27 protein-coding genes and 1 tRNA gene are annotated in these 18,775 nt (G+C 66.4%); 17 read left to right on the top strand and 11 right to left on the bottom strand.

Translation table 11 applies throughout. The annotated features are described in order from the left end of the window. Nucleotides 1-56: 56 nt before the first annotated feature. Both C451_RS12335 and C451_RS12330 read right to left on the bottom strand, forming a co-directional pair. Complete coding sequence (locus tag C451_RS12335) at nt 57-1,235, bottom strand: redox-regulated ATPase YchF (protein ID WP_007741010.1); 1,179 nt, start codon at nt 1,233-1,235, stop codon at nt 57-59. Between the two features lie 7 nt (nt 1,236-1,242). Further along, a complete protein-coding gene (locus C451_RS12330; protein WP_007741009.1) occupies nt 1,243-2,202 on the bottom strand; it encodes a polymer-forming cytoskeletal protein in 960 nt (319 codons plus the stop codon). A gap of 86 nt (nt 2,203-2,288) precedes the next feature. Between C451_RS12330 and C451_RS12325 the strand changes: the two genes are divergently transcribed. Continuing rightward, nucleotides 2,289-2,486 (top strand): DUF5800 family protein, encoded by a 198-nt coding sequence (locus tag C451_RS12325; RefSeq protein ID WP_004052126.1) that lies wholly within the window; start codon nt 2,289-2,291, stop codon nt 2,484-2,486. Between the two features lie 35 nt (nt 2,487-2,521). After that, on the top strand, nt 2,522-2,656 hold the full coding sequence (locus tag C451_RS24090) for a hypothetical protein (RefSeq protein WP_004052127.1): 135 nt from the start codon (nt 2,522-2,524) through the stop codon (nt 2,654-2,656). Between the two features lie 102 nt (nt 2,657-2,758). On the opposite strand, the gene C451_RS12320 is transcribed toward C451_RS24090, so the two are convergent. Next, on the bottom strand, nt 2,759-3,034 hold the full coding sequence (locus C451_RS12320; protein ID WP_007741006.1) for a DUF7111 family protein: 276 nt from the start codon (nt 3,032-3,034) through the stop codon (nt 2,759-2,761). A 148-nt stretch (nt 3,035-3,182) separates the two neighbouring features. On the opposite strand from C451_RS12320, the gene C451_RS12315 reads away from it, so the two are divergent. The 3 genes from C451_RS12315 (at nt 3,183) to C451_RS12305 (ending at nt 4,641) form a co-directional block, all read left to right on the top strand. After that, nucleotides 3,183-3,452 (top strand): hypothetical protein, encoded by a 270-nt coding sequence (locus C451_RS12315; RefSeq protein ID WP_241431234.1) that lies wholly within the window; start codon nt 3,183-3,185, stop codon nt 3,450-3,452. 135 nt (nt 3,453-3,587) lie between these two features. Next, nucleotides 3,588-4,334, top strand: coding sequence for an AzlC family ABC transporter permease (locus C451_RS12310; protein WP_049913099.1), 747 nt, complete (start codon nt 3,588-3,590; stop codon nt 4,332-4,334). Then, nucleotides 4,327-4,641, top strand: coding sequence for an AzlD family protein (locus C451_RS12305; protein WP_007740997.1), 315 nt, complete (start codon nt 4,327-4,329; stop codon nt 4,639-4,641). The genes C451_RS12310 and C451_RS12305 overlap by 8 nt, the downstream gene beginning before the upstream one ends. A gap of 10 nt (nt 4,642-4,651) precedes the next feature. Here the strand turns inward: C451_RS12305 and C451_RS12300 are convergent, their stop codons facing one another. Beyond that, nucleotides 4,652-5,794, bottom strand: coding sequence for an acyl-CoA dehydrogenase (locus tag C451_RS12300; RefSeq protein ID WP_007740996.1), 1,143 nt, complete (start codon nt 5,792-5,794; stop codon nt 4,652-4,654). A 95-nt stretch (nt 5,795-5,889) separates the two neighbouring features. On the opposite strand from C451_RS12300, the gene cysE reads away from it, so the two are divergent. Continuing rightward, nucleotides 5,890-6,456 (top strand): serine O-acetyltransferase, encoded by a 567-nt coding sequence (cysE, locus tag C451_RS12295; RefSeq protein ID WP_007740995.1) that lies wholly within the window; start codon nt 5,890-5,892, stop codon nt 6,454-6,456. Nucleotides 6,457-6,464: 8 nt separating this feature from the next. On the opposite strand, the gene C451_RS12290 is transcribed toward cysE, so the two are convergent. From C451_RS12290 to C451_RS12280, 3 genes are read right to left on the bottom strand one after another with little or no spacing between them, the layout of a single operon-like run. Further along, a complete protein-coding gene (locus tag C451_RS12290; protein ID WP_007740994.1) occupies nt 6,465-6,932 on the bottom strand; it encodes a hypothetical protein in 468 nt (155 codons plus the stop codon). A gap of 58 nt (nt 6,933-6,990) precedes the next feature. Continuing rightward, nucleotides 6,991-7,416 (bottom strand): hypothetical protein, encoded by a 426-nt coding sequence (locus C451_RS12285; protein WP_007740990.1) that lies wholly within the window; start codon nt 7,414-7,416, stop codon nt 6,991-6,993. Nucleotides 7,417-7,461: 45 nt separating this feature from the next. After that, nucleotides 7,462-8,190: a DUF2797 domain-containing protein gene (locus C451_RS12280; protein ID WP_007740988.1), complete on the bottom strand. Its 729-nt coding sequence runs from the start codon at nt 8,188-8,190 to the stop codon at nt 7,462-7,464. A gap of 80 nt (nt 8,191-8,270) precedes the next feature. On the opposite strand from C451_RS12280, the gene C451_RS12275 reads away from it, so the two are divergent. Beyond that, nucleotides 8,271-8,603, top strand: coding sequence for a BsuPI-related putative proteinase inhibitor (locus tag C451_RS12275; RefSeq protein ID WP_007740986.1), 333 nt, complete (start codon nt 8,271-8,273; stop codon nt 8,601-8,603). Nucleotide 8,604: 1 nt separating this feature from the next. Here C451_RS12275 and C451_RS12270 read toward each other — a convergent pair whose 3' ends face one another. After that, a complete protein-coding gene (locus C451_RS12270) occupies nt 8,605-9,534 on the bottom strand; it encodes an NAD-dependent epimerase/dehydratase family protein (RefSeq protein ID WP_007740983.1) in 930 nt (309 codons plus the stop codon). A gap of 107 nt (nt 9,535-9,641) precedes the next feature. Between C451_RS12270 and C451_RS12265 the strand changes: the two genes are divergently transcribed. The 6 genes from C451_RS12265 (at nt 9,642) to C451_RS12240 (ending at nt 14,174) form a co-directional block, all read left to right on the top strand. Next, nucleotides 9,642-10,298, top strand: coding sequence for a DsbA family protein (locus tag C451_RS12265; RefSeq protein ID WP_007740982.1), 657 nt, complete (start codon nt 9,642-9,644; stop codon nt 10,296-10,298). Then, nucleotides 10,298-10,840, top strand: coding sequence for a tRNA (cytidine(56)-2'-O)-methyltransferase (locus C451_RS12260; protein WP_007740979.1), 543 nt, complete (start codon nt 10,298-10,300; stop codon nt 10,838-10,840). The genes C451_RS12265 and C451_RS12260 overlap by 1 nt, the downstream gene beginning before the upstream one ends. Nucleotides 10,841-10,879: 39 nt before the next feature. Further along, the gene (locus C451_RS12255; RefSeq protein WP_007740978.1) at nt 10,880-11,395 is read left to right on the top strand and encodes a transcription factor TFIIE subunit alpha; all 516 of its coding nucleotides are present in this window, start codon (nt 10,880-10,882) and stop codon (nt 11,393-11,395) included. Next, nucleotides 11,395-12,060: a DUF2110 family protein gene (locus tag C451_RS12250; protein WP_007740974.1), complete on the top strand. Its 666-nt coding sequence runs from the start codon at nt 11,395-11,397 to the stop codon at nt 12,058-12,060. Before C451_RS12255 ends, C451_RS12250 begins: the two co-directional genes overlap by 1 nt. Next, a complete protein-coding gene (locus C451_RS12245) occupies nt 12,057-12,812 on the top strand; it encodes a DUF5803 family protein (RefSeq protein WP_007740972.1) in 756 nt (251 codons plus the stop codon). Before C451_RS12250 ends, C451_RS12245 begins: the two co-directional genes overlap by 4 nt. An 84-nt stretch (nt 12,813-12,896) precedes the next feature. After that, the gene (locus tag C451_RS12240; protein ID WP_007740971.1) at nt 12,897-14,174 is read left to right on the top strand and encodes an RNB domain-containing ribonuclease; all 1,278 of its coding nucleotides are present in this window, start codon (nt 12,897-12,899) and stop codon (nt 14,172-14,174) included. Between the two features lie 60 nt (nt 14,175-14,234). Here the strand turns inward: C451_RS12240 and C451_RS12235 are convergent, their stop codons facing one another. From C451_RS12235 to C451_RS12230, 3 genes are all read right to left on the bottom strand, one after another. Next, complete coding sequence (locus tag C451_RS12235; RefSeq protein WP_007740970.1) at nt 14,235-15,542, bottom strand: acetamidase/formamidase family protein; 1,308 nt, start codon at nt 15,540-15,542, stop codon at nt 14,235-14,237. Nucleotides 15,543-15,638: 96 nt separating this feature from the next. Further along, complete coding sequence (locus C451_RS22930; protein WP_007740969.1) at nt 15,639-15,806, bottom strand: hypothetical protein; 168 nt, start codon at nt 15,804-15,806, stop codon at nt 15,639-15,641. A gap of 258 nt (nt 15,807-16,064) precedes the next feature. After that, nucleotides 16,065-16,136: transfer RNA gene (locus C451_RS12230), tRNA-Ala, on the bottom strand. Between the two features lie 177 nt (nt 16,137-16,313). Here C451_RS12230 and C451_RS12225 point away from each other — a divergent pair. The 4 genes from C451_RS12225 to C451_RS12210 are packed head-to-tail and all read left to right on the top strand — an operon-like array spanning nt 16,314 to nt 18,774. Next, nucleotides 16,314-16,775: a 30S ribosomal protein S15 gene (locus C451_RS12225; RefSeq protein ID WP_007740968.1), complete on the top strand. Its 462-nt coding sequence runs from the start codon at nt 16,314-16,316 to the stop codon at nt 16,773-16,775. Further along, complete coding sequence (locus C451_RS12220; RefSeq protein WP_007740967.1) at nt 16,776-17,885, top strand: hypothetical protein; 1,110 nt, start codon at nt 16,776-16,778, stop codon at nt 17,883-17,885. Beyond that, nucleotides 17,882-18,142, top strand: a complete 261-nt coding sequence (locus C451_RS12215; protein ID WP_007740966.1) for a KEOPS complex subunit Pcc1 — start codon at nt 17,882-17,884, stop codon at nt 18,140-18,142. Before C451_RS12220 ends, C451_RS12215 begins: the two co-directional genes overlap by 4 nt. After that, a complete protein-coding gene (locus tag C451_RS12210; protein ID WP_007740965.1) occupies nt 18,139-18,774 on the top strand; it encodes a 30S ribosomal protein S3ae in 636 nt (211 codons plus the stop codon). The genes C451_RS12215 and C451_RS12210 overlap by 4 nt, the downstream gene beginning before the upstream one ends. Nucleotide 18,775 lies beyond the last annotated feature (1 nt).

Genomic DNA, 18,775 nt, shown 5'->3' with positions numbered 1-18,775 from the left:
CCCGCTGAGAAACAGTCGATTCGGCTGTAGCTCCTCGATAAAACCGCGAAACTCCATCAGTTGGCGGTGCTCACGATCTTCACCACGTCCCCCTCCGAGAGTTCGTGGTCGTCGCCGATCCGCCGATCCGAGCGCGCGTCGACGGCGTGGAGATAGCCGTCGCCGATGTCCGAGTGGACGGCGTAGGCCAGATCGAGCGGCGTCGAGCCGCTCGGCAACAGGAACGCGTCCGGTAGGACGTTGCCCTGGCCGTCGGTCCACTTCGTCTCGTTCTGGACGGGATACACAGTAATATTGTCGAGCAGGTCGTAGACGGCCGTATCGAGCGCGCGCTGGACGCCGGTGCCGCCGTGGGTCGCCATGAGGTCGCGCAACTCGTCGAGCTGCGTGCGCTGGGCGTCCGTGAGGTCGCCGGCGACCGAGAAGTCGGCGTCGCCGGGATCGTAGTCGATGGCCCCACCCTCGACGCCACGGCGGAGCGCGAGTTCACCCTCGGCGCTCGCCGGGATCGTCTCGGCGAGTTCTTGAAGCTGTTCGATATTGCCTTCGGGTGCGATATCGGCCTTGTTCGCCACGACGACGAGCGGTTTCGTGCGCGCGCGGATGTCGCGAGCCAGTTCGCGCCGGTGGTCGTCGGTCCACTCGCGCGGATCGGCCGGATAGTCGAGTTCGCGCAGCGTCGCGGCGATCGCCGCCTCGCTCGCGCCGACGCCGGTGAGCATCTCCGCGAGCGATTCGTCGATGTCGAATCCGGGGGATCGGGACTGGCGCTCGACGGATTCCCAGTTGCGCGCGATGATGCCCGCGAGCCAGCGCTCGATCTCCTCGGTGACGAAGTCGACGTCCTCGGCGGGATCGTGGGCACCGATCTCGACGGGTTCGCCCTCGGCGTTCGTCCCGCCGGAAGAATCGACGACGTTGAGGATGACGTCGGCGCTCGTGAGTTCGTCGAGGAACTGGTTGCCCAGGCCTCGTCCTTCGTGTGCGCCCGGCACCAGCCCGGCGACGTCGAGCAGTTCGATCGGGACGTAGCGGGTGCCGTCGTGGCAGTGTTCGTCACCACAGCGCTCGTCGCGCGCGAGACAGGGACAGTCGGTGCGGACGTGCGAGACCCCGCGATTCGGGTCGATCGTCGTGAACGGGTAGCCCGCGACGTCGACGTCGGCCATCGTCGCCGCGGCGAAAAACGTCGACTTGCCGGCGTTTGGCTTGCCGGCAAGCGCGAGCGAGAGCATGACTCGATTACTCGGCCGATGTGAAACTGCCTTTCGATTCGTCGAGTTCCGCCGGTTCGTCGGTCGATTCCGCCCGTTCGTCGTCCGACTCGTCACTTTCGTCGCCGTCGGCCGGAGCGGGGGCAGCGAGGTCGTCGCGCCCCTGAACGATGGTCATCTCGCCGCGGGTGCGCATCGCCCCCTCGACGACCGCTCCCTCGTGGATGCGGAGCTGCTCGCAGGCGATATCTCCGCGGACGTGGGCTCCCGCAGCGATCTCGACCGATCCGCCGCGGGTCGTCACGTCGCCGTGCACGGTCGTCCCCCGCTCGACGGTGATCGACTCGCGTGCACGGAGGCTGCCGAACAGTTCGCTGTCCTCGCCGACGGTGATCGATTCGGCGCGGAGGTTGCCGTGGAGCCGGCAGTCGTCGCCGACACGGGCGGGCGTCGAGACGCGCCAGGCGTCGTCGCCGACGGTGGCGTTCTTCGGAACCACGACCGGCTGTTCGTCGTGACCCTCGAACACCTCCGAGAGCACGTCGTCGGCCATCTCCTCCTCGCCGAGTCTGAGGAGATGGGTGAGATAGGTGAACAGGAAGACGAGCGTCGGCACCGGGTTGCGGATGACGATCCAGCCGTTGGCGTCGAACCCCTCCGAAATTTCGACGTCGTCGCCGATGTCGAGATCGCCGGCGACGACGAGCTGGCCGTCGATCTCGACGCGCTCGCCGATGTAGGCGTTCTCGCCGACGAGGACGTTGCCCGAGACCGCACACCACATGTCGAGCCGGCAGTCCGAGCTAGCCTCGATGTCGCCCTCGAAGGTGACCTGCTCGCCGGCGACGACGTTCCGGCCGCGCACGCCCAACGAGACCGTGCTCTGGGTGCCGACGATCACGTCGACGTCGGTCACGATGGCGTGTTCTTCGACCGTCGTCCCGTCTGGCACGACGAGTTCGGAAAGCGGGTCCGAGCGAAACGACACACCGTCGATCCGGGGGCATCGCTAATAAATCCCGCCTCCCGCCGCGAACGCGAGCGGCTTTTATCCGTGACGGATCTAATCGCGGTATGACTGCACTATCCTTCGACGAGCAGGGCGTCGACGTCGTCTACGAGGGCACGGAGTTCCGCCTCGAACGCGCGCTCGTCGAGGAAGCCACCGGCAAGACCTATCCCGACGTCACCGACCACGAAGTGCTGAAGATCGTCGCCCCGGACCCCAATCTCTCGGGCGAACCGAAACGCATCGGCGACATCACCGCCTGAGCAGGGTTTAAGTCCCCGCGCGAACAGACTTGACCATGAGCGCGCTCTCGAAATACGACCATCCGGCGTGGCTGACGATCGCGAGCACGGTCGTCGGCTACGGCGTGATCCTGATCGCGATGACCGTCGTCCTCTTTCTGGTTCCGTACCTGCTTTTCACGCTGCTCTAATCGCACTGTCGGACGGAACTAATCGGAAGTTCACGAGGCGCAAACGTCGCCCGCTGCGGTGGAGTTCCACGATCCGCCCTCACGTACTGCCGACCGACAGTATCACATCCCCATATCGCCGGCCGACTCGGGCACGGGAAGGTCGTGTGGCGACGTCCCCAACAGCTCGGCGGCGTGGTCGAGCGCCATGTCGAAGCCGTAGTACCGTTCGAGTTCGTCGCCGTCGGCCGTCGGTCGTACCTTGAGCATCGCGTAGCCCTCCCGATTCTGTGCGATGGCCGCCGTTTGCCCCTCGGACTCGAAGGCGAGCACGCGCTCGGTGTCGGTCTCGGTGTAGCGGGCAGTGACGTCGTTCGCCGCGGCGGTCTCGTCGGTCATCGATCCGCATTGTGTGGGCCGCCGCAAAAACGCGCCGGGTCGTGTGTCGCGTTTGCACGCCGAGCGAGCCATTCGACGCGCCGTTGTCGTGCGGATCGACACGTCCTCATCCAAAAGACCTATAATTGACTGACCGTTCAGTTATAGTATGGGCAGTTCCGATTCCGGGGCGGCAATGGCCGACGGCAGCACGCTGTCGGACGGCGGTTCCGGGGAGGACAGAAACATGCGTCGCTACCTGTGGGGCGGCATCATCGCCGCGCTCATCTCGTGGCTGATCGTGCCGGTCGTCGGCCTCGTGGCCGTCTACTGTGGCTGGGTCGTCTACCAGCACAAGGATCGCCTCCAGGGCGGTCTGATCGCCGGCGTCGGTGGCGTCGGCGTCCTCACGTGGGTCATCTACCTGCTGACGATGTAACGACGAGCGAGTAGCACCGATCGGAAACCATCGGTTTCCGAACCGCACGTCACCCGCAGTTCGTTCCGACGACAGAACCATTATGAACGCCAGTGCCGTCGGTGTCGATGATGTGCGCAAGCCGGAGTGAGAGCAGTGGCTGAAGCGGAGTCGGCGACCGAACGTCCGGTGGAATCGACGGATACCGAACCGGACGAGGGGCGCGTGACGTTCACGCTCGCGGGCGTCCGTGAGGGGTTCATTACCGGCTTTCCGGTCGCGGTCGGCGTCGCGGGCTACGGCGTCGTCTTCGGCGTCATCGCCGATCAGGCGGGGTTGAGCGTCGCCGAGGCAGCGCTGATGAGCGCGACCGTACTCGCGGGGGCCGCACAGCTGATCGGGGTCGAACTCTGGGCCGACTCGGTACCGATGGCGACCGTCGTCGCCACCGTCGGCATCGTCAATCTCCGCTATCTCCTGATGGGCGCGGCGCTGCGCCCCTGGTTTCGCCAGCTCTCGCCGCGGGCGGCGTATGGGAGTATCTTCTTCACCGCCGACGAGAACTGGGCGCTCACCATCGGCAAGCTCCGCTCTGGAAGCAAGCGCGGCGCGTTCCTGCTCGGCAGCGGCCTCGTGCTCTGGCTGCTGTGGATCGTCGCGACCGTCCTCGGCGTGACCGCCGGCGACTTCCTGGCCACGCCCGAGCAGTATGGACTGGATTACGTTCTCACCGCCCTGTTCCTCACACTTGCGGTCGGGCTCTGGGAGGGCCGCGAGTCGATCCGACCGTGGCTCGCGGCCGCGGGCGTCGCGCTCGTCGCGAACGCCCTCCTCCCCGGCGAGTGGTACGTCATCGTCGGTGCGCTCGCGGGCGCGGTCGTCAGAATGGTGAGCCATGAGTAACGCGCTGGCGCTCGATCCCACGGTCGTCGCCCTCATCGTCGGCATGGCGGCCGTCACCTACGCCACGAAGGCCGGCGGGCTCTGGCTGATCGGCCGTATCGACCTCTCGGAGCGCGCCGAGGCCGGTCTGGACGTGCTGCCGGGCGCAGTCGTCGTCGCGTTCGTCGCACCCGCGCTCGCCGACGGTGGCGTTCCCGAGTGGGTCGCCGCTGGCGCGACCGTCGCCGTCGCCCACAAAACGGGCAGTCTATTGCTGTCGCTCGGCGTCGGCGTCGGCACCGTACTGGCTGCTAGAAGCGTCGTCTGAGTCGTGTGGCTCAGTCGAGCAGGTTGTCGGCGATCGTGTTGCGCAGGATCTCGCTCGTCCCCTCGTAGATCTCGTTGAGCTTCGCGTCCCGGTAGAATCGCTCGGCGGGGAAGTCCTTCGTGTAGCCGTAGCCACCGTGGATCTGGATGCCCTCGTTGGCCACCTTTCGGCTGATCTCGCTGGCGTACAGCTTCGCCTGTGCGGACTCCTTCCGGAACTCCTCGCCGCGGATCTTCAGGTCCGCCGCGCGATGCATCAGCATGCGGGCGGCCTGGAGCTTGGTGTCCATGTCGGCGAGTTTGTGCTGGATCGTCTGAAACTCGCTGATCGGCTGCTCGAACTGCTCGCGGTCCTGGGCGTACGCCAGCGCCTCGTCGAGTGCGGCCTGTGCGATGCCGACACCGCGGGCGGCGATGGTGATCCGCCCGCCGTTGAGCGTCTTGAGCGCGTGGACGAACCCGCGTCCCTCCTCGCCGAGGCGTCGCTCCTCGGGAATGCGCATATCCGAAAAGCGCAGTTCCGCCGTGGGACAGCCCTTGTCGCCGAGTTTCTCCTCGGTGCCCTCAACGTGGAACCCATCGTCCTCGTCGGGCCGGACGATGAACGAGGAGATCCCCTTGTTGCCGGCGTCGGGATCGGTCTTCGCGAACAGGGTGATCGTGTCGGCGACCGAGCCGTTGGAGATCCAGAGCTTCCCGCCGTCGACGACGTACTCGTTGCCGTCCTTCTCGGCCGTCGTCTCCATCGCCGGCACGTCGCTGCCCGCACCGGCCTCCGAGAGCGCGAACGCGCCGATATCGTCGCCCTCGGCGAGCGGGGTCAGATACTCCTCTTTCTGTGCTTCGGTCCCGAACTCGGCGAGCATGTTGCCCGCGAGGCTGATGTGAGCGGCGACGACGGTGCCGAGCCCGCCCGATCCCCGCGAGATCTCCGAGAGGCCGATGGCGTAGGAGTGGTAGTCGAGCCCCGCACCGCCGTACTCCTCGGCGAACGGCATGCCCATCAGTCCGAGCTCGCCCATCTCGCTCACGAGATCGTGGGGGAACTCGTCCGTCTCGTCGATCTCGGCGGCACGGGGTTCGATCTCCTCGTCGACGAACTCGGAGACCATCTCCTCGATCTGGCGCTGCTCGGCCGAGAGACTGAAGTCCATAATCGTTCATCCAGCCCGCGTCGCTTTACTGTTCCGCCCAGCGATCGACCCCAGTCGCGCCGCTTATGCACATCCGACCCCGAGTGTGAGTATCTATGCCATCGATCATCGAGCGGGTTCGCGAGGACGTCGAGACGGCGCTGGTGAAGGACCCGGCGGCCAAGAGCGCGCTCGAAGTCGTGCTCGCCTATCCGGGCATGCACGCCCTCTGGGCGCACCGATTCACGCACGCCTGCTGGGAGCGCGGATTCGGACTGATCGCCAGGCTGCTCTCGCATCTCACCCGACTACTCACCGGCGTCGAGATCCATCCGGGAGCCGAGATCGGTCGACGATGTTTCATCGATCACGGGGCGGGCGTCGTCGTCGGCGAGACGACCGACATCGGTGACGACGTGATGCTCTACCAGGGCGTGACGCTCGGCGGCGACACGCTCGACGACGAGAAGCGCCACCCGACACTCGAGGACGGGTCGACGATCGGGGCGAACGCCACCCTGCTCGGCCCGATCACCGTCGGCGAGGGTGCGAGCGTCGGTGCTGGCTCCGTCGTGCTCGAATCGGTGCCGCCCAACTGCACCGTCGTCGGCAACCCCGCGAAGCTCGTCGGGGACTGCCTCGACGACGAGGGCATCGAACTCGGCGGCGAGTTCGCGGAGTAGCTACCCGATCACTCGACACGTTTCGATCCCGCTCCTCTCCCACTCGTCGCACCACCGGCGACGTAGCCCTCGATGGCGAACAGACAGGCGAACACTGCGAGCAGCGGCCAGAACAGCGTGGTGCCGGTGTAGAGCCAGGGCGCACGCTCGATACCGATCGGATTGGCCGCGACGAGCGCGTTCAGCAGCCAGAACGGACTGTACTCCGCCCGCGGAAGCACGTTGCTCATGCTCGCCCAGAGAGCGATCGCCAGCATCGTGCCGCCGAGAAATCCCGCCAGCGCACCCGTGCACGCCCGTGATCGCCACCGACCCGTCGATCGACGGCCGGCGACGAAACCACAGCCGAGACCGACGGCGAGAACGAGACCGATCGCGAGCGGCCACAGGAGTTCCGGAACGGGCACCGTGGCCCCCACGACGGCCGCCGCCAGGGCGACCCCGCTCCCGGCGACGACGGCTCGCGGGTCGATCATCCGTCGGGTCGGTTCATCCGTGAGTCATCGAGTCGGTCGTGACGGAACGATGGTCGCCTCAGTCTTCGAGCGCGTCGGCGATGCGTTCGAGTGTTCGGCGGATGTCGTGGACCTCGTCGCGGAGCTGGCGGACCTCGCGGACCATCTCCTCGTTGCTGCCCTCTTCGGCCGGACCGCCGGGGCCCGCACCCGGACCGCCACCCATGCCGCCCGGGCCGCCCATACCGCCGCCGGGGCCGCCACCCATCATGCCGCCCATCATCTGAGCGAACGGGTTGCCGCCACCGCCACCCATGCCGCCGGGACCGCCACCGCCGCCCATCATCTCCTCCATGCGCTCCTCGCGGCTCATCTCGTCGCTCTCTCCCTCCTCGTCGCGCTGCTCGCGGATCTCCTCGACGCGCTCGCGGAAGGACTGTTCCTCGTCCTCGCCCGACTGCTCGGTCGCCTCGTCGTCGGTGTGTTCGGGTTCGTCGTCTGCCATGCGCCCCGGTTCGCCGGCCCGCCGGAAAAGCGTTCGGTACCGGTTTCAGGCGAACCCGTCGAGACTTGCCTGCAGCTCTCGGTCGGTCGCTCCCTCGCTGAGTTCATAGCCAACGAGATCGCGCAGATCGACCGCATAGGTCGTGTCCCGGTGATCGAGCACCAGCACTCGTCCCTTACTCCCCCGGACGACGCCGCTCAGCATCGTCTCGGCGAGCGGTCGTCCATCCAGACCGAGTTCATAGTCGAAAGCAAACGTTTCGCGAACGTCGAACTCCGTGAGTAGATCGTTCCAGGAGCTTTCGTCGACGCTTTCACCGAATCCCCGGAGCTTCGTCGCCACGCGCACGCGCTCGGTGATGTCGTGTTCGAGCCCGATCGCCGTCTCGCGCTCGCGGGCGATCCGGCCGTTCGGCACAGTCGAGATGTGGGCGGCGCGGTCGGCACCCTGCTCGCGCAGGCGGGTTTCGAGGCGTTCCAACCGGGTGACGCCTACTTTGAAAACGGCGGGCGCAAAGGCGGCGAGGTAGATCGCGTGTTCGGCCTCGGAATCGCGGTTGTTCGCCACCGCCCAGGGCGTGGTGTGGAGTTCGCAGTATGGCGCGCGTTCGCGCTCGCAGGCGACGTGGCACTCGCCGTCGATCGTCCCGGCACAGTGGCGCTCGGCGAGTGTGTAGGCGAGTTCGGTTCCCGGTGCGAGCGACTGCCGGCGCACGGCTCCCGCCTCGCTGATCAGGAGAGCGGGCGCGTCGCTGCGATACCCCACGATCTGCACACCGATCGTCGGCAGGCACGGGACAAAACCCCACCGCCCTCGGCCCGCACGCTTTTTTCCGTCGCTGCTCGATGTTCGGTATGGCACTCACCGGCACTCTCGACGCGACCGTCGAATCCGATCGCGTCTCGTTCACCTTCACCGTCGCGAACGACGGCGACGATCCCGTGACTCTCTCCTTTCGGGACTCGTGTAGCGCCGATTTCGCCGTTCTCGACGGCGACGAGGAGCGCTGGCGCTGGTCGCACGGTCGGATGTTCACCCAGGCGCTCCAGTCCGAATCGATCGACCCCGGCGAATCGGTGAGCTACGAGGGCGAGTGGCAGCAGCCGGAGGGAGGCACTCATACCGCAGTGGCGACGCTCGAAGCCGACAACCAGGACTGTGAGGCGGAAACCGAGATTGCGGTGTAACTCAGGTCAGTTCCGTGATGAGTTCGCGCGTCGCACGACGGACCGCGGCGTCGCTCGACAGTTCGGGCGACCAGCCGAGCGCCGAGAGCTTCTCGATCGAGAGGCGCATCCGTGGCACGTCGCCGGTCCAGCCGCGATCGCCGCCCGTGTAGCTGTATTCCGGATCGAGCCCCATCTCGTCGGCGACGATGTCCGCGATGCGCGTGACGGAGGTCGTCGTTCGCGTCCCGAGATTGTAGGTGTTCATCGACTGGTCCCCGTGTTCGACGACGTGGGTGATCGCTTCGATACAGTCGTCGACGTGGAGATAGGACTTCTCCTGGCGACCGTCACCGAGGATTTCGAGCTCTTCGGGATCGTCGGCGAGCTTCTCGATGAAGTCAGGGACGACGTTGCCACGCTGATGCGGGCCGACGATGTTCGCGAAGCGGAAGAGCCAGACGGTGAACTCGTGGGAGTGGGCGTACGTCGAGAGGATCCCCTCGTCGGCGAGCTTGCTCGCGCCGTAGATGGAGATGGGTTCGAGCGGCGCGTAGTCCTCGGGCGTCGGCATCGGGGCCTCGCCATAGACGGTCGACGAGGAGGTGAACGCCACGTTCGTGACACCGACCTCGTGGGCGCGTTCGAGCACGTTGTAGGTCATCGCGCCGTTCTCCTCGAACAGTTTTCGTGGGTTCGCGTAGTTGGTGTCGGTGTAGGCCGCGAAGTGGAACACGCAGTCGAGATCCTCGGTGAGAACCGACGCAACGTCGTCGGGATCCGTCATATCGGCTTCGACGAACGTTACGCCGTCGGGGACGCGCTCGCGCGACCCTTTCGAGAGATCGTCGGCGACCACGACGTCGTTGTCGGCACGGAGCCGCGCGGCGAGATGCGAGCCGACGAGTCCCGCCCCGCCAGTAACGAGCACGCGCTTGCCGGAGAGTTGCATGTCTCGGATGCCGAGGCTCGAACTATGTGTCTTCCGATCGTTGCCGACTCCGGCGCCGGCGATCATCGGTCGCGGGGTTTATGCCCGCTCCGCAGCGAATACGGCCAATGAACGAGAAGCGAGAGCCGACGGAATCGTCGGGTTCGCCACGCCTGAACCGTCGGCGAGCACTGCTCGGCATCGGTGGGCTGACCGCGAGCACGCTGGCCGGCTGTCTCGGCGGGGCGTCGAGCGGTTCCAACGGCTCCGGCAGCGATGGCGACACGCTGCCGACGCCGGTGCAGGGCGATCCCGAAGCGAGCACGACCGTGACCGTCTTCGAGGACTTCGCCTGTCCGCACTGTCAGACATACGTCCTCGACGTGTTGCCGACGATCGCCTCGCAATACATCGAGCCGGGGAAGATCCGGTACGAACACTACGACTTCCCGGTCGTCGACGATAGCTCCTGGCGCGCGGCGAGCGCCGCCCGCGCGGTGCAGAAACGCACCGGTGCGAAGCAGTTCTTCAAATACGCGACGGCGCTCTACGAGAACCAGTCGTCGCTCGGACCGGAGACCTACGCCTCGCTGGCCGAGGAGATGGATCTCGACGGGAGCGCCATCCGGAAGGCCGCCGAGAACCAGACCCACGAATCGACCGTCTCGGCGAACAAGCAGACCGGGAAGGATTGCGGCGTCCAGGGCACACCGACGGTGTTCGTCGGCGAGGAAACCGTGGATCCGACGGTCGAGGCGATCAGCTCGGCCATCGAGTCGGCCTGATGCGGGGTGATCCCGAACTCACCGTTCTCAGGCTCGGCCACCGACCCGGCCGCGACGAGCGCATGAGCACGCACGTGGGCCTGACCGCCCGTGCGCTCGGTGCCGACCGGGTGGTGTTCGCAGGGAAAGCCGAGGGACCGAAGGAGACCGTCACCGACATCACCGACCGCTTCGGCGGTCCGTTCGAGGTCGAGGTGAGCGAGTCCTACCGCCCCCTCATGGAGGAGTTCGACGGGCGGGTCGTCCACCTCACGATGTACGGACTCCCGGTCCAGGAGGTCGAAGCGGAGATCCGCAGCGCGCACCAGAATGGGCCGCTGCTGGTCGTCGTCGGTGCCGAGAAGGTGCCCTTCGACGTCTACGAGGCGGCCGATCACAACGTCGCCGTCACCAACCAGCCCCACTCGGAGGTCGCCTCGCTCGCGGTCTTTCTGGATCGGCTCTACGAGGGCCGCGAGCTCGATCGCGAGTGGGTCGATGCCGACCGGCACGTGGTTCCCAAGGAGCGTGGCAAGCGCGTCGAGGGGACCGACGAGCGGTGAACGATGGGTTTACGGCGCTGGCGAACCCCCATACGGTAAATGGCGTTTGAGGAGCTTCTCGAAGACCCCGTCGTCCAAACCTATCTCCACGAGCTCGTCGGCCCGCGTGGGATGCCCGTCGCCGCAGCGCCGCCCGATGGCGAAGTGACGGACGAAGAGCTCGCCGAGGAGCTCGATCTCGAACTCAACGACGTCCGGCGGGCGCTGTTCATCCTCTACGAGAACGATCTGGCCGACTACCGCCGGCTGCGCGACGAGGACTCGGGCTGGCTCACCTATCTCTGGACGCTCGAATACGGCTCGATCCCCGAGAACCTCCGCGACGAGATGCACCGACTGCTCGACGCGCTCGAAGAGCGCCGCGAGTACGAGCGCAACCACGAGTTCTTCCTCTGTGAGGTCGATTCCATCCGCTTCGAGTTCGAGGAGGCGATGGAGTTCGGCTTCGAGTGTCCCCAGTGCGGCTCCGAGCTCGACGCGCTCGACAACGACCACCTCGTCACGGCGATGGACGACCGGATCGACGAACTCCGTGCCGAACTCAACGTGGCCTGATGGTCGTTCTCGCAACCAAATGTTACGTCGAGGGTGACGCCCGCGAGCGCGCGCTCGACGGACTCCGATCGCTGGTCGACAACGCCATCGGCGAGCTCGCCGTCGAGTACGACGTCGGCGTCCGTCACGACGACTTCCCGAGCGTCACCGTCGAGGGCGAGGACGAGACCGTCGCCAGAAACGTCCTCGACGAGCGATGGGGAACGATCACGCCGGATTTCGAGAGCGGTGACACCTACACCGGAACGCTCGAATCGTGGGACGAATCCGGATTCGTCCTCGACGCCGGCGAAGACATCCGCGTTCCGAGCGCCGAACTCGGCCTCGGGCCGGGCACACCCGAACAGATCCGTACGCGGTTCGGGCTCGTCCAGCACGTTCCCATGCAGTTCGTCTACGGCGAGCCACATCGACTGGCCGACGCCGAGCGCGACCGGCTCTACGAGTGGTCACGCGGTGCGGGGCGAGTGAACGCCAACAGCGCGACGCGCGGGGAGGTCCGGGCGACCGTCAACCGTGCGGGCCACGCGAGCGACATCGTCACCGTCGAGCGCCTCGGCCTGCTGGAACAGAGCATCGTCTGCGGCGAGGGTACCGACCCGCCCGGCCTGCTGTCGAGCATCGGTGGCTATCTGCCGGCCGAACTGCTCTGTGTCGTGCCATGAACCGCAAGCGAGCGCTCGCCGGCGTTCTGCTGGTCGCCTTTCTCGTCCTTGCAGGCTGTTCGTCGGTGCTCGGTCCGGATTCCGTCGACGAGCAGGCGCTCGCGGAAAACGAAAGCTACGACTGGAGCAGTAACGCGAACGCCTCGATCAACGTCACCGGCGGCGAGTACGAGGCCGTCTACAAGATCGACAACCGCACGCAGTTCCCCGTCCACAGTCGCGACGGACTCGGCCGCGAGGGGCCGCTCGCGATCTCGGCGCTCAGGTTCCAGTATCCGAACGGCACAGTCGTCGGTCCGTCGTCGCCGGCGCTGAACGCGACCAATCAGGAGAAACGGACGGTGATCTCGCTGCCCGCGCGCAACGGCAAGCTCGCATTCACCGCATCGGCACAGGGTAAGCGGGTCTCGACGCAGACGTTCGTCTCGGGCACCTACGAGGTGACGATCCCCCAGGGGATGCGCGTCACCTACGAACCGCTCGCGCGCGTCTCGCCCGGTGATTACCGGACGACGCGTACCGACACCGGGCGGGTGCAGATCAGCTGGCCGGACGTCCAGAGCAACGCGGTTATCGTCCGCTACTATCTCGCGCGCGATCTCTACATCTTCGCCGCGGGGGCGGCCGTGCTCGTCGTGGTCGCGCTCGCCGGCGCGCTCTACTACCTCCGCCAGATCCGCGATCTGGAGCGCCGGCGCGAGCAGGCCGGCCCGGACGTCGATACCGGCGAGAACGACGGTCCCGATCTCTGAGGGTATCGATTGCCCGATTCGCGACGTTGACTGGTCGCGGGCGAGTGCCAGAACGACTAATTGACGCCCGCGCGTAGCCGCCCCATGAGCGACAACGCAGCCGCCGGGACCGTCGAGGCACAGGGACCCGTCGAGATCGACGACGAACTCGCCCGCCATCTCGAGAACAAGCGCGAGGAGCTACTGGAGAAGTTCGGCATCCACGACGAGTTCCCCGACGCGGTGCTCGACGAAGCCGCCGAGCGCACCGACGACATCGCCGGGGATATCGAGACCGAACTCGACGTGCGCGAGGACCTCCGGGAGCTGACGACGTGGACGACCGACCCGGTCGACGCGCGCGATTTCGACGACGCGCTGAGCATCGAGCAACGCGACGACGAGTACGTGCTCTGGGTGCACATCGCCGACGTCACGCATTACGTCGATCCCGACAGCGAGATGTGGGCCGAAGCGGTCCGGCGCGCGAACACAGTGTATCTGCCCGACTACACCATCCACATGCTGCCTGCGGAGTTGGCGGAGACGGTCTGCTCGCTCGTGCCCGACGAGGATCGACTCGCCCACACCGTCGAGATGCATCTCGACCGCGAGACGCTCTCCTACGAGACGATCGACATCTACAAATCGGTGATCCGCAGCGACGAACGGCTGACCTACACGCAGGCCGAAGAACGCCTCGACGATCCCGACAGCGATCTCCACGAGGAGAACAGTCTGGTGTTCGAACTCGCCGATCGCATGCACGAACAGCGCAAGGCCGACGGATCCCTGGTGTTGAACCCGCGGCGCGACCGCGCGCACACGATCATCGAGGAGTGCATGCTGAAGGCGAACAAAGCCGTCACGCACGAGCTGATGTGGAACAGAGGCGTGGAGGCGATGTATCGAGTTCATCCCCAGCCCTCGCCCGAACAGTGGGACGAGGCGCTTCAGGAGATCCAGGAGCTCGACGGGGTGTCGATCCCCGGTGAGGCGTGGGGCGACGACCCTCGAATCGCGGTCAACGCCACCCTGGAGGACGCGCCCGAGCGCCAGCTCGGCAAGATCCAGTTCGCCGTGATGAAGGTGATGCCCCGTGCGCGCTACATGAACGACCCGTTCGGGGGCCATCACGCGCTCAACTTCGATATCTACGGCCACTTCACGAGTCCGATCCGCCGGCTCTCCGATCTGGTGAACCACTGGATCGTCCACGAGAACGACGTGCCCGAGGACCTGCTGGCGCTCTGCGATCACGCCTCCGACCAGCAGCAGGCTGCCGAGAAATGCGAACGCGAGTACAAGCAGTTCCTGGAGGAAGTCGGCCTGGATGCAGACGCGGTGAACAATCGGGGTATCGAGGTCGTCGACGACGAATAGCGATTCAGTTGTACAGCAAGAATGTCTACCACGGCGGCCGGTCGCCGTGGACAACCGTCATCAGAGGCTGTACTGTTCCCTCACAAATTCCCCCATACCGCGCTCGTCGAGGCGGTCCATCGGCGCGAGCATCGTGAGCTGGACGACGCCAGGCAGGCGACCGATCTCGACGCCGCCGGTGAAGGTGCATCGACCGCGGACCTCGCCCTCGGACATGTCGAGCAGGTCGCCCGCGCGGTCGAAGGCGTTCTCGGTCGCGGCGTTGATCGTCTCGCCGCTGCCGATGACCTGGATCGGACCCATTGCCTCGGTCATCTCGACGTCGTGCTCGTCGGCGAGCGCGCGCCCGGTCTCGCGCTCGATCTCGGTGTAGGGCGCTGCGATATATGGGAGATCCTCCTCGTTCGGAAGCAAGAGCGGGCCGTCGATGTCGAGCCCTTTGATGACCTCGACGCCGAGTTCGGTGCGCCCGCTCACGTCGGTGGTATGTAGCGACAGCTCGCCGTCACCCTGATTGGCGTGGAGGTCGCCGACGTAGATCCCGCCGCCGTCGACCTTGACAGGACAAATGAGCACTGCGCCCTCGCGGACGGCGTTGACGTCCATGTGGCCGTCAGTGCGCTCCGCGAGCGCTTCCTCGTCCGGGAGCCCCCAGTCGTGGTCGGCCCCGAGGAGGAACTGTCCGAAGTCGCCGGCGTTGTGCGAGTCCGGCAGTTCGACCGGCGGTGTGGTGCCGACGTTGCCGATGAAGGGTCGAAGATGACCGAGTGTGCCCGCCATTCCGGAGGGCTTGTAGAGAAGGATGGGATGCTGGCGAGAGTTGTCCGGGAGGGCCATCGCCTCGCGGGCGTTCTCGGCGAGCTCCTCGGCCGCCGCGTCGTCCATCGTCAGTCCCACAGATCTGTCCTCGTCGAAGGCCACGGTGTAGCCGAACTCGAAGCCAAAGGACGAGGCGTTCGCACCGCACTCGGCGCACTTGATGGCCTCCTCACCCGTGCCCTCGACGATACTGTCTGGCCACTCGGTGCCGCATTCGGGACAGCGGTGGTCGACGAACGGATCGTCGCCGAAGGCCTCGTCGCGCTCTCGCATGCTACCGGTGCTCGTCGCGACGCTCGTCACTTCGACGTCCTCGATCGTGAGCGCGATCGCGTCGCCCACCTCGGCGTTTTCGACGGCGATCGGCCGCGTCACCTCGTGGCCGCCTCGGAAATCGGGTGTGATCATCGGTCCCCAGCACGCTGGCGGCGTGTGAGTGCGAACGGTGCCGCCGTCGGCGACGGTGCCAGCCCACTCCTGATCGGGCCCGACCAACCCGAGCGTGTACTGATCGACGGTGAGTTGTTCCTGAATTTCGCGTTGTGCCATGGCCAATGTTACTATGACACACAACAATATAAGCAGCCTTGTCGGATCAGTATCAGGAATTCACGATAGTGGATCGCGCCGGACGCACCCGACTGCTTACTCGGCGATCGCCTGCGCGGCGAGCGCGATGATGATAACTGGAATGCCGATACCCGACGCGATGAGCACCACGAGGATCAGGAGCTTGCCGACGGTGCTCGCGTCACCCCAGATCGAACGCCGTGCGTCGTTGATGCTCTCCGCGAGGTCGGTGATTGCGCCCATACCTGTTCCATTGAGGCGACGTCCCCTCACCGTTTGGCCGTCCTATGCAAGTCACGTTTCGCTACGGATTCAATTCATCCACGGATTCCAAGGAATACAGAAAGAAGGGTCCAACAGGAAGTGATCATCACCGCGAGCGAACATGGTGAGCGAGCGGGCGCGAGGACGACCGAAGGGAGTCCGACGCGCTTTTTGGTCCAGATTTTTGCCTGAGTGAAGCGCGCCGCTGGCGCGCGAGCGAAGTGCAAAAAGGTGGGATGGACTCGTCGGGATTTGAACCCGAGGCCTTCCCCGTGCCAGGGGGATGATCTACCACTGATCTACGAGCCCGCACCCACTCGTATCGCCGTCGATCCCATAAACCCATCGTCATCGAGTCGAAACGGTTTACTGCGGTGCGGGAAGTGTTGGGAGTGGGAACAGCACGGCCGCAAATCCGACTCGTCCACGTGGACTCAGGGATTGCGGTAGTGTCCGTAGCGTTTCGTGCGACTCCTATCCTCAACAATGGCACGAATGCATACACGACGCCGCGGCTCGTCCGATTCGGACAAGCCCGTGGCGGACGATCCACCGGAGTGGAGCGATGTCGACGCCGACGCGGTCGAGAACCGCGTCGTCGAGCTGGCCGAACAGGGCCACAGCCCGAGCGAGATCGGTCTCAAGCTCCGCGACGAGGGCGTTCAGGGCACGCCGGTGCCGAACGTCCAGCTGGCGACCGACAAGAAGGTCACCGAGATCCTCGCCGAGCACGACGCGGCGTCGGGGCTGCCCGAGGACTTCCGGAACCTGCTCGAACGGGCCGTCAGACTGCGCGAGCACATGGCCGCGAACCCCAACGACGCCCAGAACAAGCGCGCGCTCCAGAACACGGAGGCGAAGGTCCGCCGGCTCGCCGACTACTACCGCGGCGACGAGCTCGACGCGGACTTCGAGTACACCTACCAGAACGCACGGGAACTCCTGTAGATGGCGATCGCCGGTCGCCCCGAGGAATCGCCCGCGGCCGACAGCGCCGCCGACGCGCTTCGCGAGGCCGCGTTCGTCCGACTGCTCGCGAGCGACGATGCCGACTCGCTCGCGGCGGCCGGACTGCTCGGTCGCGCGCTCGCCGAACGGGACGTCCCGTTCCAAGCGCGCGTCACCGGGCGAGCCACGGCGGCGACCGACGACGCGACGACCGTCCACATCGGCGTCGAAGGTGGCGACCTCACCCTCTCCGGGAAACCGTCGGCCAGCGAGACGGCCGTCGGGATCGCCCGCGATCTCGGAGACGATCCCGACCCGCTTCTCGCGCTCGCCGGTGCCTTTCCGACCGGGTTCGATGAGAACACTGCCCTCGCGGACGCCCGCGAAGGCGATCTCGTCGAGCAGCGGCCAGGCGTCGCGATGCCGGTCGACGACCTCACCGACGGGTTGGCGCACACGACGCTCGTCCGTGCCCCCTTCTCGGGGGACGAGGAGGCGGCCGCAGCGGCGCTCGACGGACGGGACGACCCCCGAGAGGTCGCCTCGCTGCTCGCGCTCTCGGTGGCATCGATGGACGACGCGATGTCGCGAGCCGCCGAGTCGGTGGCGCGTGCGCTCAGGCCGTACACCATCACCGAAGACGGCGACCGCGCCGTCAGTGGACGCCCGGCGACCGTCGGCGGCTACGCCGACGTGCTCCGTGCGTGCGCCCGCGAGCGACCCGGCGTCGGCCTCGCGCTGGCGCTCGGTCACGACGTGTGGGACGCCGCGCTCGCGGCCTGGCGCACACACGGAAAGCGAGCGCACGCGGCGCTCGACGGGATGACGACCGAACGCCATCGGGGCCTGTTCGTCGCCCGCATCGACGACGCGCCGCTCGCAACGGTCGCCCGCCTTCTGTGTGATTTCCGCTCGCCGGAACCGGTGGCGCTCGCCGTTTCGGAGACGCGCGCGGCGGCTGCAGCGAGCGACGACGTGAACGTCGGCGACCGGATGCACGAGGCGGCAGCGACCGTGGACGGTGACGGCGGCGGGAGCGCCCGGCGCGGTCGCGCACGCTTCGAGGACGCCGACGCGTTCGTCACGGCGTTCCGGGAGGCGTCGGCGTGAAGCGCGCACGACTGCGGACGGATTCCGCAGCTGCGGGGATCGTCGCAGCGGCGCTCGAACCGGACAACACGGCGGAGATGGAGACCACGGTCGCGGGTGACACCATCGAGACGGCGCTCGAACGCGAGCGGGTCGGTGGGTTGCGCTCGACGGTCGACGACTACGTCGTCAATCTCACGGTGGCCGAACGAATCGTACGGATCGCGAACGAACACGACGAAGCGGACGACGACAGAACGGACAACGACACAGCATGAGCGAACGTTCAGTATCACGACAGCAGCAGACCAAGCGGTGGTACACCGTCTTCGCGCCCGAATCTTTCGACCGGGCCGAACTCGGTGAGACCCCCGCCGACGAACCGAACGCGGTGCTCGATCGCACCATCGAAACAACTCTCGGCGAGCTGACCGACGACGCCGGTGCGAACAACGTCAAACTCACCTTCCGCATCACCGACGTCGGCAGCGACGCCGCCTACACCGAGTTCGAGAAACACGAACTCACGCGCGACTACCTCGGCAGTCTGGTGCGCCGCGGTGCTTCGAAGGTCGAGGCCTACCTCACGGTGCGCACGAGCGACGACTATCGCGTGCGCATTCAGCCGGTGGCCTTCACCACGAAAAAGGCCGACGACAGCCAGGAGAAGGCGATCCGCAAGGAGATGACCGAGCTCGTCGAGGAGGCCGCGAGCGAGCGCACCTTCGAGGAGCTCACCGACAGCGTCACGCAGGGGCGGCTGTCGAGCGCCATCTACGGCGAGGCACGGACGATCTACCCGCTGCGCCGCGTCGAGATCGGCAAGCTCGCGCTCGATGCCCATCCCGACGAGGTCGCCGAAGAGGAAGCGACCGCCGTCGACGTCGACGAGAGCGACGTCGAGGTCTGAA

The sequence above is a fragment of the Halococcus thailandensis JCM 13552 genome, assembly GCF_000336715.1.
GTDB lineage: Archaea > Halobacteriota > Halobacteria > Halobacteriales > Halococcaceae > Halococcus > Halococcus thailandensis.
The sequence above is the reverse complement of the archived record's forward strand: the minus strand, read 5'-3'. Positions and strand labels throughout refer to the sequence as shown.